General features: G+C 37.1%; 8 protein-coding genes and 1 pseudogene. 7 read left to right on the forward strand and 2 right to left on the reverse strand.

What is annotated here, in order from left to right:
• The coding region (locus HMPREF9304_RS10490; protein WP_036928867.1) for a helicase-like domain-containing protein at window positions 1–1,826 on the forward strand (1,826 nt) is incomplete at its 5' end.
• Between the two features lie 286 nt (window positions 1,827–2,112).
• The gene (locus tag HMPREF9304_RS10500; protein ID WP_374187986.1) at window positions 2,113–2,292 is read left to right on the forward strand and encodes a helix-turn-helix domain-containing protein; all 180 of its coding nucleotides are present in this window, start codon (window positions 2,113–2,115) and stop codon (window positions 2,290–2,292) included.
• An 83-nt stretch (window positions 2,293–2,375) separates the two neighbouring features.
• Here HMPREF9304_RS10500 and HMPREF9304_RS10505 read toward each other — a convergent pair whose 3' ends face one another.
• Window positions 2,376–3,356 (reverse strand): IS982 family transposase, encoded by a 981-nt coding sequence (locus HMPREF9304_RS10505; RefSeq protein ID WP_036928873.1) that lies wholly within the window; start codon window positions 3,354–3,356, stop codon window positions 2,376–2,378.
• A 195-nt stretch (window positions 3,357–3,551) separates the two neighbouring features.
• Window positions 3,552–4,878: pseudogene (gene tnpC, locus HMPREF9304_RS10510) on the reverse strand (IS66 family transposase).
• Window positions 4,879–5,962: 1,084 nt separating this feature from the next.
• On the opposite strand from tnpC, the gene HMPREF9304_RS10515 reads away from it, so the two are divergent.
• The 5 genes from HMPREF9304_RS10515 (at window position 5,963) to HMPREF9304_RS10535 (ending at window position 13,507) form a co-directional block, all read left to right on the forward strand.
• On the forward strand, window positions 5,963–8,902 hold the full coding sequence (locus tag HMPREF9304_RS10515; protein WP_036928874.1) for a DUF4135 domain-containing protein: 2,940 nt from the start codon (window positions 5,963–5,965) through the stop codon (window positions 8,900–8,902).
• Entirely contained in the window at window positions 8,893–9,879 is a 987-nt protein-coding gene (locus tag HMPREF9304_RS10520) for a hypothetical protein (protein ID WP_036880531.1), read from the forward strand. Before HMPREF9304_RS10515 ends, HMPREF9304_RS10520 begins: the two co-directional genes overlap by 10 nt.
• Entirely contained in the window at window positions 9,852–10,529 is a 678-nt protein-coding gene (locus HMPREF9304_RS10525; protein WP_081939585.1) for a hypothetical protein, read from the forward strand. Before HMPREF9304_RS10520 ends, HMPREF9304_RS10525 begins: the two co-directional genes overlap by 28 nt.
• Complete coding sequence (locus tag HMPREF9304_RS10530; RefSeq protein ID WP_036880529.1) at window positions 10,522–11,190, forward strand: glycosyltransferase family 25 protein; 669 nt, start codon at window positions 10,522–10,524, stop codon at window positions 11,188–11,190. The genes HMPREF9304_RS10525 and HMPREF9304_RS10530 overlap by 8 nt, the downstream gene beginning before the upstream one ends.
• A gap of 79 nt (window positions 11,191–11,269) precedes the next feature.
• Window positions 11,270–13,507, forward strand: a complete 2,238-nt coding sequence (locus tag HMPREF9304_RS10535; protein ID WP_445236339.1) for a carboxypeptidase-like regulatory domain-containing protein — start codon at window positions 11,270–11,272, stop codon at window positions 13,505–13,507.
• Window positions 13,508–13,556: the final 49 nt, after the last annotated feature.

Raw genomic sequence — 13,556 nt, forward strand, 5'->3', positions numbered from 1 at the left:
GCAATGTAATAGAAAAGGCGGAGCGTATCGAGTCGTGGCTCTTGGACCATCCCGACCACGAAGAGGCAAAGCAGAGTCTTGCTGCCCTGCATGCAGCTACGCCGACACCCATTCCATTTGCAGACCTTGACTTTAATCTCGGTGAACGCTGGATACCTGCTAAAGTCTATGGCAGGTTTGCCTCAGAGTTCTTCGAGACAGACATTAACGTATCCTATCATTCCAATATGGACGAGTACAGCATTGTCTGCGACCGAAAGAATGCCAATATCTGGCACAAGTATGCCGTACAGGGGGAGTTCCGCCGCTATGACGGTATCAATCTCCTGAAGCATGCCCTGCACAATACCATTCCCGACATCAACAAAAGCAAGGAAGTGACGGACAAGGTTACGGGAGAGACTAAGACCATCAAAGTAAGGGACGGACATGCCATACAGGTGGCAAATGCCAAGATTGAAGAAATCAGACAGGGCTTTGTCGATTGGCTCGGACGCACACCTGATACCTTCAAACAGCAACTCTCCGACAGGTACAACCGCCTTTTCAACTGTTTTGTGCGACCCAACTTTGACGGTACGCACCAGACGTTTCCCGACCTTGACCTCAGACGATTGGGCATTGCCGACCTTTACAAGAGCCAGAAGGATGCCGTATGGATGCTCAAGACTAACGGCGGGGGGATCTGCGACCACGAGGTGGGAGCGGGCAAGACACTCATCATGTGTACGGCAGCCTACGAGATGAAGCGGTTAGGACTTGCTAACAAGCCGATGATTATCGGACTGAAGGCAAACGTATTCGATATTGCCGATACCTTCCGCAAGGCTTATCCCAATGCAAGGATTCTCTATCCGGGCAAGAACGATTTCAGCAAGCAGAACCGCCAGCGCATCTTTAATGACATCAAAAACAACGACTGGGATTGTATCATAATCACGCACGAGCAGTTCGGCATGATACCGCAAGCTTTGGAGATACAGGAGGCTATCCTGCAGAAGGAGATGGACTCTGTGGAAGAAAACCTTGAAGTCCTACGTATGCAGGGAGCGGAGATTTCCCGTGGGATGCTCAAAGGATTAGAAAAACGCAAGCAGACGCTTGATGCCAAGTTACAGAACATACAGGACAGCATCGCTGAGCGCAAGGACGATGCCGTAGATTTCAAGATGATGGGTATTGACCACCTCTTTGTCGACGAATCGCACCAATTCAAGAACCTGATGTTCAACACTCGCCACGACCGTGTATCGGGCTTGGGCAATCCGGATGGCTCACAGCGTGCCTTAAACATGCTCTTTGCCATCCGCACCATACAGGAGCGTTCGGGCAAGGATTTGGGAGCCACTTTCCTTTCAGGAACGACCATTTCCAATAGTCTGACGGAACTGTATCTTCTGTTCAAGTATCTGCGCCCGCAAGCACTCGAAAAGCAGGGCATCAACAGCTTTGATGCGTGGGCAGCAGTCTTTGCTAAGAAATCGACTGACTACGAGTTCTCCATCACCAATGAAATAATCCAGAAAGAGCGGTTCAGAACATTTATCAAGGTGCCAGAGCTGGCTGCCTTTTATGCGGAGATATGCGACTTTCGCACAGCCAAGGACATCGGTATCGACCGCCCCGAGAAGAACGAGATACTGCATAACATACCACCCACGCCCGAACAGGAAGAATTCATCGGCAAGCTGATGGAGTTCGCCAAGACGGGCAATGCCACACTCTTGGGACGAGCACCTTTGAGTGAGAGTGAGGAAAAGGCAAAGATGCTCATCGCAACCGACTATGCCCGCAAAAGATTCAAAAATGTTGTATCTTTCAGATAACCAATAAAATAAGAATGAATAAAGGGTAAATGGGTTACGAGAAGGAAACGAGCGAGTTTCTTCTCCCTTCTTTATTCTGTAATATCTCAAAGAACACCTGTTCTGATGCTACAAAGTTACTCTTTTCTTTGCGAAAAACGATTGAAACACAAGAATTTCAATCCCAGCAACCACTAATTTCTGATTTTGTTTGGTGTAACCCTCCCATAACAGTATCTTTGTACTTTATATTCAACAATCAAGCAATGTATATCAACAAGTGAAGGCGATAAATCGGATTAAATCCGTGTCAGCGGGAAAGCAGGTGTCAGGCAAATGGTTGGCTACCCAAGTGGGACATACTGAGAACACTGTTTCGCTCTGGTGTTCAAATAAAGTACACCCCTCTCTTGATAATCTTGTCAAAGTTGCCGAAGCGTTGGAAGTAGATATCCGTGATTTGTTGAGACCGACATTAAACAAGTAGGGTGCTATGGGAATGTTCAATGAAGCAACTAGAGTACAGATGCCAGCAATGGTGCATTTAACTCGTTTAACCTGTTGGCGGAATTAATTTAGTGCATACTTAATTCTGCCAATGGGCCTGTTGTTAATGAAGTTTACGTATTGCAGAATGGTGAGTGCACTAATTTTGCCAATGATTCTGGCAAACAAACCATTCGTTATTTTCGCATAGTTCCTGATGACCAAGAATAGGTCTGTAAGTTGCGAGAATAGCGTTTCAATTCTCTTTCTTGCCTTTGCCAACGGTACGAATGTCGGTTTCCAGTCCTTTTGGTTGTGCCGATATGGACACTCCAGTCTTATGTGTGCAGTCTCGAACAAGTCAAGCTGTACGTTAGCTCCAATATACCCCTTGTCGCCATAGATGCTACAGTCGTGATAAGTATGTTTTACATCTTTCATATAACGGAGGTCAGCCATACTTGCCTTTGACAGATCATAGAAATGGATAACTCCGCTTAACCCACAGAGGGCGTATAACTTATAGCCAAAATAGTATATATTCTGCGAAGCACAGAAGCCAAAGTCGGGAGCTTGCGAGAAATCGCCAGTATGTCCCATCTTACAACGTTTTCCTCTTGCTACCCTACAGACCTCTATTGGCTTGGAGTCAACAAAGAACTGTTCCTCTCCACCATCCATTTCCATGGCTATCCTCTTGCGAAGTTCCTCACACAAGCCAGCTGTTTTCTTTCTACGGTCATTGAATTGTCTCCTTGATATGAGATTGGGAATGCTGTCCTTGTACTCTTGCAGTTTATAGTCGAACAGCCACTTCTCGCTATCAATGCTCTCTGCCTCTGCCGTCAGGGATAATGCTACCACTTCCAAGTCCGAAAACTTAGGAACAGGACCACGGCGTGGAATATTACCCGATTCATTGACGAGATTTTCAGAGAATTGCTTGCATATCTCAAGTATTTTGACGAATTTTGTATAAAGGTTGTACATACGATGGCTTGAACTTAACGTTTTGAATACTACTAAGTTACTAAAAATTAATGATATGTGCAACTTTTTATTCATGTTTATCAACTTAAATTAATTCCGCCAAAGGGTTCGTTTAGAATATAAGTATTGGGGGAGAATTAATGAAAATGAAGCTAGTACAAGCTATGATTCTGATACAAATATTTTATTAGATGTTTTTAAGAACCAGTTCAAAAACTCAATCCTAAACACATGTAACTATTCAGCAATAGCCATACATCACCTCCCATCCTACAATGATAGGATGGTGCTGATGGCATTGAGTTGTGATTGATGCTTCTTCCTTGCGGTGTCTGAGATGGAATGTATGGCAAAGAAAGCATCAGCTCCACTGTTAGACCTAAATGTCCCTAAGATTTTCTGCTTTATCTTTAGTTTTCTGATTCCCCTTTCGCTGGCATTGTTGTCAGATGGTATTCTCGGATTCTCTAGGATGTTGAATATGTAATCTCTGCATCTGAAGATCCCTTTACGCATCCTCTCGAAATGGTCTTTCAGATGGAGAAGGTTGGCTTGCAGCAAGGTGTCTAATTTTTCAAGCTGCGTTTTCTTTTCTATTACGTCCGTTCCTTTCATGGATGGCTTTCCGTAATTGGTCTTCCACATCTTTAGAATAGTTCTGTTTGGGGGCAAGTTCCGTCAGATATTCAAGCTCGCGCAAGAGATGGGCCAGACATACTTGGTGATCAAGGAAGTTGAGCACGAAATACGCGCTGTGTCTGTCTGTGACGGCTACCATGTTTTTCAGGGAATCACCGAATTTGCCCTCAAGAACTTTTGAGGAACGGCCTGTGGCGCGAAAGCAGAGTGTAATGTATGCCGTCTGTGCTATCCATGCCCAGTCCAGTTTCTTGTTGTTGTAACAGCCAGACTCGTCAAAGCCCACAACAGTGGATTTCTTCAGCATCTCCTCAAGCAACGAGATTGCCGGCTGCGACTTCCTCATGGCCTCCTGTACAATGTTCCTTATAGTTCCCTGGCTCATATGCACCGAGAATATCTCGGCCATAAGTGAGGCCAGCCGTTCGTACGGAACACACTGTACGACATTCAAGTATGTCACGATGGCTCTTATGTTACGGCCGAAGACAATCTGATTTCCACGTTTGCGCGGCGTATAGCCTTTGTTGCAGCATCCGCAAATGCAAACCTTCTTGTAGTGGCGGTATTCTGTCACTATGGGAGCCATTGTCGGCAAATCAACAACTTGGCTGACATAATCAAGTTCCTTTTCAATATCTGACAGGTCACGTCCGCACTCGCGACAGGAATTGCTTCCGCATTCCTCTATCACATCAGGAACTGCGACCAATTCCTTTAAATGCCCCTCATGCCCCGGCTGTCCGCCAGGCTTGAGTCCGCTTTTCCTCCGTAACGAATTTGTGCGTCGAAGTGCCTCGTCTTTCATGGGTTCTTTAGAAGGCGGTGTACTACTGTTGTTTGAGTTCTTCTTTGGTTCCTCGTATTTCTCCAGTTGTTTGCGCAAGGTACGGTTCTCCGCCCGCAACTTTTCCACAGTGCGGCGCAAGTTGACATTCTCCGTATGCATCGCATCCATGGCCTCCCGCATTGATGCCATCTCAGAAGCCAGCCTTTTAAACGCATGTGATATGTCCGTAACTTGCTCATTCATAAGCACAAAGGTACGAAAAATATTTGGAACATGCAAGTAAATAAGTATGTATTTTATTGATAATCAAAGACTTTTTATATTGCGGATAATCGTGTTCTGACCGATAGTCAAGTTAGTGCTGAGGCAGAATTTGTCATGAACAATATTGCTGAATAGTTACCTCAGAAGTCAATCTTTTAAACACTTGAAATATGTCCGTAACTTGCTCATTCATAAGCACAAAGGTACGAAAGATATTTGATATATGCAAATAAGCAAGTGTGTATTTTGTTGATAATCAAAGACTTTTCATATTGCCGATACCCGTATTCTGGTCGATAGTCAAGTTAGTCCTAAGACAGATTTTGTCATGAACAATATTGCTGAATAGTTACCAGTCAATCGTAACTATTCAGCAATAAAGATTATAAAGTATTACTGAGAAACAGCGAGTTACAAGAATAAATATATAAAAATTTTGCCAAAAAATATCATTTTTGAGCAGTTTACTATAATAATAAGTCTGCAAGTTTCTGATATTCAATGTCTACGATTGCTGAATAGTTACCAGTCAATCGCTTAAGAGTTAAATAATCACAAATAACCTCTTCTTTCATTGCATTTATGGTCTTATTTTTATATTTTTGCTACTGTATTTTACACTTAAACATTGTAATATTATGAAAATTGTACTTAACAAAGTAAGAGAGTCATTCAAAGAAAATGACAGAAGAGTGTTAACTGAAGACGAGTTGGCTTTTATTACTGGAGAATGTGCCATATTAAGTGGCTCTGGAACATCTAGTACTAGTGGATCCACTTGTTGTGATGCAACTTGTGTTTGCAAAAGCTATCCTTCTGGGTCGTCTGGGTCGTCTGGGGCAGGTTCAGGATCGGGGTCAGGCTCTCGTTGAAACACACTCTTAAGGAATCTAATTTATTTTGATTCACTTTTTGTAGATAAGCAATGAGGAATATGCCTGTATCATTTTCCTCGTTGCTATTTTTTGTTTATTTAAATCTAAGCTGCATGGAGTTTATAGATTTTGTTTCATTGTGGAAACGAAGTACAAGTCATTTCACATCAGAAACGCTTTGGAGGTCAAGACTTTCTCTACTTAATATTGAGTCAGAAAGTTCACTTCAGATGTTTTGGGAACGTTTGAAAGAAACACATGATAATAAAGAGTTAACAAATCAATTATTATCAGGAAAAAATCATTTCATTGGAGATGATACCCATTCTTTTATTGAACATTTTGTCGCCAAAGAACTGTGTGATTTTACAGAAAGGATTTTTTCAGAATTATTAACCACAAGAGCACCCCTTCTTTTTAATGATAGTGCCAAAAGAACTCTATATACTGCGGTTTTAGCAAAAACAAGCACAATCGTAGGGGGAATGTTAAGTTTTGAATACAAAGTGTTTGTAAAGGCGTTTTCTGAAAAGCAGAGCTTCTCTGATTTTCTTAACAATATCACAGATAAAAAAGAGTGGTTAGAGTCTGTTATTCGGATTTATCCACTTCTTTTTTCTGATTTGCAAAAATTCAGAGACAATTACAAGAAGAATATTAGCCAGTTTGTTCATAGATTTGAAAATGATTTAACTGACATACGTCGGACATTCAAAATATCCAGTTTATTTACAAATATCGTTGAATTTGACCCATTTTGCGGTGATAGTCATCGAGAGGGGAAAAACACAATACGTCTAGTACTATCAGATACCATAAATACAATTTATTCTATCTATTATAAGCCAAAGCCTTTGTCTTCCGACTGTGTATGGAATGATTTAATAAAAAAAATGTGGGAACTTGGTCTTAAACCGTCTGTAGTATTAACACAAAATATAGACAAAGGAGACTATGGTTGGCAAAAAGGAGAAGATACAAATGAATATCTTCTAGCAGAGGAGAATTTATTGTCTTACTGTTTTAATCAAGGAGTTAATATTGGACTTGCATATTTTTTCGGTATTCAGGATCTTATAGCAGATAATATTTTAATAAAAGGTAATAAGCCCGTTTTCTTTGATTTGGAGATGATATTTTCTCCAATAGTAAAATCTGCAGGTGACTATCTAACTAAATCTGAGATATCCAAGCACTACCTACAAGGTGTTATAAAAACTGGGCTCGTTCCTTGCTTTGGATTTGAAACGTTACATAACACGGGGTATGATAATAGCGGATTGAGCAATATTGCATCTATAATCCAAAAAGAGGAATTTCAAAATAAAGACAAATATGCTAATGAAATATTAAAAGGGTTTTACTATGTATGTAATTTCTTTATAAATCACCGTATAGAAATCGTTGATATAATTAAAGATATAGTATTGAAGTATCCTCATTTGTGTTCTAGATATTTAGTTCGCTATACTTTTAATTATTCACAACTACTAAAAGCATTATATTCCCCATATTGCCAAGAAAACTCTATTCAACGACATCTTACTGTTGAAAAACTTTGGCGAGGATATGATAAAACACTATTAAAAGAAAGTGTAATACAGAATGAAATTAGACAACTTAATCAAGGAGACATCCCCTTATTTACCTCTCGTATAGATTCACTAGATCTTCTTGATGAAAAAGGACTTGTCGTATCAAAGGAATATTTTGAGTGCGATGGCATTTCTGCTTCAATCTCCAGAATCCTTAATTTTAGGATGGAAGAATATGCTTTGCAGAAAGACATTATAGAGAGAGCGCTTTTTATTCATGCATATAAAGATAATTCTAATGTTCTTCAACGACAACTAGCGTCAAGTGAAGTCCGACATAATGAACTACTTCTACAAATTGTAGATTTTATGTATTCTCTTTCTTGTGGAATAGAAGATGATAAATATTTTGCTTATGTTGATTTTGTCATATCCAAAAATGATATATGGGACCAAAGTCTTCAACATTTAGATATTTTTCAAGGAACAGAAGGCGTTGGTTTTTTTTTCATGGCTTGGTATACACATACTCATGAAGAACGAGCCAAAGACGTTGTTCTCAAAATTTTCAACGAATCCGTAGAGTTTCTGCATAATAACAAATGTAATATAATAGACAATCCAATTTTAAAGCTAGGAGTAATGCATTTTCCTACTTCTATTTTGTATTATTACATTATGGGTTGCAAAATTATGGGGGCAGAAGCTCCTCAATTAAAAGAAGAAGATCTAGAAACATTGCTTGATATTATTGAGATAAAATTTATGGAAGATAAAAGATTTGATTATTTCTCTGGAGCAGCAGGTCTTATCTTGATATTAATTGAATTATCAAAATTCAGATTCTCAAATCGTCTCAGATTGATCATTCTTAAATTAGGTGAATATCTGATTGCTTCATCTACTACTGTTCGTTCTGAAATGATTTCATGGGAGAAAGAGTCATTTAATATGTGGGGTGGCTTTGCTCATGGCAATTCAGCAATAGCATATGCGTTATTTAAATTATGGGATTTTTTCAAAGATGATAAATTCTATGATGCGGGAAAAAAAGCACTAAAATACGATCAAGCACTTTTTACTCCATCTAAGCAGTATTGGAAAAAGACATTAACGGTAACTGGAGATATTCATCATTCTTGGGGTAATGGTAGTGCAGGGATAGGATTGAGCAGATTACTAATTTCAAAATACTACTCAAATGATATAATGCACAAAGAGTTAGATTTTGCAATAAAAATAATCCAAAGAGAAATAAAAGAACAAACATATACAGATCATTCTATAGCATCCGGACTTATGGGATTATTGGAAATTATAAGTTTGTTACAAGATGATTTTCCAATGGGTGAATACATTAAACCTTTGATTCAAGATTTAAATCTATCAAGCATAAAATGCGGAGGATGGATTGGAAATCCAACTATAACTGGTTTGTATTATGGTTATGCAGGCATTGGATATAATCTCATTAAATTTCAGTATTCGAATAATTTACCATCACTATTATGGATATAGATAACGTTTACGATATATTCTTTCTGCAAAAAGATTTCAAAAAGAAGAATGGGTTTGATTCTTACTCCAAGAATGGAACTGATATCATATTACACTATAATTTAAAGTATAATGATATGTCCGATTGTATGAAATGTCAATATAAGCTCACAGAAAATGATTGGAATTTACTGTGCTTGGAAGTTTTATCAAAAGTAACTCTCCCTCCTTTTGAAATGTATATTTTGGCTTTCCTGTTAGCATTTAAGAAAGAGTACAGAAAGTCAATCGTAGTTTTTCATAAATGTCAAGACTTACTACCAAATACAATGGCTGGTAATATTAACCTTGTATTTATAAATCTACAGATTGCTCAACTCCTTGAGCGATTAGAAGAATACAGACAATCTTTACAAATTCTAATTTCCACAAGGAGATTAATTTGGAATAACAAGGATTTGTTTAGTCAAGTACATAATTTTTATGCTTCGTGTTGCGTTTCAATTGGTTTGTTATGCTTTAGATATTTTAATCGTCCAGAATTAGCTACTGCGAATTTTATAAACTCTGTTCTGATTAGAATAAGACACCAATCAACTTACTCTTCAGAGGTTTTTAACCATTATTTGTCTCATGCTTATAGATATATAGGAATGATGCCTAATTGTAATCATCAAAAGGCATATATTTTTATGAATACTGCATACACAATGAGACTTGAACTTTATAAATTATTTTCCGATGATGTAACAAAAGAAGACACATTTCATTTCGAGACGGATTTTATTGTATTCTTAATTCGTAATAGATACAAAGTGAGTTTAATAAATAAACATTCAAAATGTTTGTTGTTTTTAATTGTAGAATTATCTCCTTACCTGAGAAAAAAACTTCTAAATCAAATAAGAAATATAGCATCTGTTCTATATAAGTATTATAATATATACCAAATCAAAAAGAAATCTATCTTATGGAAAAAGATGATGAGTTTACACTAAATTTCAAGAAAGATTATATGATACTACCTGTACATATTATAAATCTCAAACAGCGTATTAATAGAAGGCAATCTATAATAAATGAATTCAAAGGAAAACCTTTCTTCAATATTACAATCCATGAACCAATTACACATTCTATTGGTTCATATAGCTTATGGCTGACATTTAGGAAGATAGTAAAGGAGTGTAAAGATAGAAAATTATCATATTTTATTTTCTGTGAAGATGATCATGTCTTTACTAAGGATTTTTCCTATGAGGCATTAATCAATAATATCCAGCAAGCAATTTCACTTAAAGCAGAGATTCTTTCAGGCGGAGTTAGTTGGTTTGATTTGCCAATTAAAGCTACTTCAAATTTATTTTATATTGATCAATTTAATGGCATGCAGTTTACAGTAATTTTTGAATCTGTATATGACAAGATTCTTGATCATGATTACACAGAGGAAACCGTTACAGATATTTGTCTTTCTAATATTTGCTCGAATATCTTTGTAATGTGGCCATTTTTATCTGTCCAAAAAGAATTTGGTTACTCTGATGTCACATCATTTAATAATGTTCCCAAGTATGTAGAAGGTCTTTTCGAGAAAACAATAAAAGAATTTCGTGTATTGGAAAAAGTTGAGAATTATTATGGATAAAATAAAAGAAGAATATAATGGATTGCGGATTAATGCATATGTAATTAATCTTCCAGAAAGAATAGATAGACGGAAGTACATTGAGACACAATTTTTCAACAGACCTGAATTTCTTTTGCACTTCATTGAAGCAGAAACTGACAAAATAGGTGCTGTCGGATTATGGAAGTCTATTGTAAAAATCATAAAACATGCTCTAGAAAATACTTCTGATGATGTAATAGTTATATGTGAAGATGATCATACATTTACTGAAGATTATAATAGGGAAGTTTTTTTCGAGTATATAATTAAGGGTGCGCTGTATAATACCCAGATATTATTTGGGGGGATTGGAGGTGTACACAATATTGTATCTGTTACTAAAAATCTCTATTGGGTGGATATGATTTGGTGTACACAGTTCATAGTTATATACAGAGACGCATTCCTACCAATTATAAATGCAACATTTTCAGAACGGGATGTTGCTGACGAGTTTCTTAGTAAAATTTTACCGAACAAATTAGCAATATGGCCTTTCATCTCAGTACAAAGCGAATTTGGTTATTCTGATGTTACAGAAAATAATGCCCAAACAGGAATGCTTAAAAGTTTATTTGAAAATACATATAAAAGATTTGAACGATACAATGCTATAAAACAACGCTTAAATCAATAATATTATGAAGAAAAATATTGCCCTTGTAATTGTGTTTATTATTTGTACTTATAAAGCATTTGCCGGTGATTTATTAGGAATGATTTGTAATGAATCAAATCGACCATTAGAAATGGTAAATGTGATGATACGTTCACCGAAAGACAATCGTGTTATCGCAGTAACAGNAACATCTGCTAATGGGAAATTTACAATACGTACACTCAATTCCGACACATANATATTAAAATGCACCCGACTTGGTTATCAAGATTATAATGCAGAAATCAAAATGAAGGAAAATGAGAATCTGGATCTGGGAAGATTGATAATGCCACAAACGAGCATTCAGATTGATGAAGTTGCAGTTGTTGCGAACCGTAATGTTTTTACAACTGATAAACAATCAATCTATCCTTCAAAACTACAAGTAGAACAATCTACGGGAGGATTGGAATTACTTAAAAAACTTCCTATTCCTTTATTGGATATTAATCCCATATCAAGAACTATCTCGACNCTTGACCCACAAGGTGGTGTTATTGTGCTGATCAATNAAATGCCTTCANACGCAAATGATATAGCCATATTGGATCCAAAACGAATAAAGAAAGTCGAAGTGATTAGAAATCCGGGGATGAAATATGGCTCGAATCTGGCTATGGCAGTAAATATTGTTTTGTACAATGCTGAGGATGGTGTATCTGCAGGAGTAAACACCTCAAATTCAACGAAAATCATTTATGGATATAATAATCTATTTGGAACGTATATTCATAAAAATTCACAGCTGACTATCAGCCAAAGTGAGAATTTTCAGAATAGTTCCAATCAAANTTCAGATGACCTACGTAAATATCTTCTTCCNACCGGAGACTGGCAGACTATACATATTCAGACCCTGTCTTCAAGAGCNGTTTCTTTTACACATGGAACAACAGTAAAATATAACCTTACGGTTCCGGACAAATACGTTTTTCAAGCCATAGGTTACATAAATTCTCATCNCAATCCGAAAAACAACCGATCGGATTTAATAAGTGGAGATGGNTTATCTGGTCACATGAGTGAAACTAATATCAGAGATCAGTACTTGTCTCCTGCATTAAACCTGTACTTGAAAAAAANTCTTCCAAAGAATCAAACTTTTATGTTCAATATCGTCGGAACCTACATAAGCTCAAATTATGATTATTCTTATTCAACCGATAAAAGTAATTTTAAATCAAACTATGTGGTAGAAGGCAAAAAAATATCTGCCATAGGAGAATTGAGATACAGTAAAAATTTCCAATGGGGAGCGATAGCNTCAGGTTTACGCTCTTTTTATGGTAACACAACTAACTTGTACAGCGGAAGAACACAAAGCAAACCACAAATGAGAAATCTAAACTCAGATATATATGTACAGGTAGAAGGNCGTTGGAANCAATTTTCAGGTAGAACGACATTGGCTTTAAATGATCAATNCTATGCTCAAAATAATGAAAAGTATCATAAGGTGACGATGAGTCCTCAAATATCATTGAACTACTCACTTGCCAGTAATTTCAGTTTGGGATATGGATTCAATTTAGTTTCTCGCCTACCTTCTCTCGCTNATTTAAATGGAGCAGCCATACAATTAGATGTTTGGGAAAGAAAAATAGGTAACCCCTTATTGCAGCCTTTCAACCATATCGAAAACTCATTGTCTGCAACTTATTATACGCCAAAATTTTACGGAATGATTAGCGCAGTGTATGCTTCCAACANACATGCCATTATGCCCAGTTTGATTCGATCAGAGAATTTAGAGAGAATATCTTTTGACAATATCATAAGAAATGAACGTGATATGAATCAGGTCGCACTGACTGCCTANTTACGTTATGCGATGTTGAATAATAAATTAGTATTCAGTGCCACTGGCTCCTATAATTATTTTAATGCAATGAGTGATTTATATACCAACAAACGAGGATTCTTCTTTGGAGACTTATCTATCGAAGGTTACATCGGACGTTTTTCATTCTTAGCAGGATTGAGAAGTCGTTATAATAGCTTGTTTGCAGAAACAGTATGGTTTAATGAATACACCAATTCATTAAGTGCTACCTATAAATACAAGAATTTTTCAGTAGGGTTAACTTGGGAACAGCCTTTACAAAGTTCCGGTACAAATAATCGCATTGAAACCAAAAATGACTATGCTTATAAACTTGTAAAGAACATCAATANAGAGGCAGGAAATCATGTATTNGTTACTTTTTCATGGCGGTGGGATCACGGNTTTAAGTCCAAGTCACAAGAANCTGATGTAGATAATANAGATACGGATTCGGGTATCTTAAAATAATAACCAATCATGAGTAATAGTTCTTCACACTCTGATAGGAACCAATCTG

It is taken from the genome of Hoylesella timonensis S9-PR14 (assembly GCF_000762405.1).
Classification (GTDB): domain Bacteria; phylum Bacteroidota; class Bacteroidia; order Bacteroidales; family Bacteroidaceae; genus Prevotella; species Prevotella timonensis_A.

Coding starts and splice junctions, on each gene's coding strand:
- HMPREF9304_RS10505 (WP_036928873.1), bottom strand. CDS start 3,356: ATGAATAAAAAGTTGCACATATCATTAATTTTTAGTAACTTAGTAGTA.
- HMPREF9304_RS10515 (WP_036928874.1), top strand. CDS start 5,963: ATGGAGTTTATAGATTTTGTTTCATTGTGGAAACGAAGTACAAGTCAT.
- HMPREF9304_RS10520 (WP_036880531.1), top strand. CDS start 8,893: ATGGATATAGATAACGTTTACGATATATTCTTTCTGCAAAAAGATTTC.
- HMPREF9304_RS10525 (WP_081939585.1), top strand. CDS start 9,852: ATGGAAAAAGATGATGAGTTTACACTAAATTTCAAGAAAGATTATATG.
- HMPREF9304_RS10530 (WP_036880529.1), top strand. CDS start 10,522: ATGGATAAAATAAAAGAAGAATATAATGGATTGCGGATTAATGCATAT.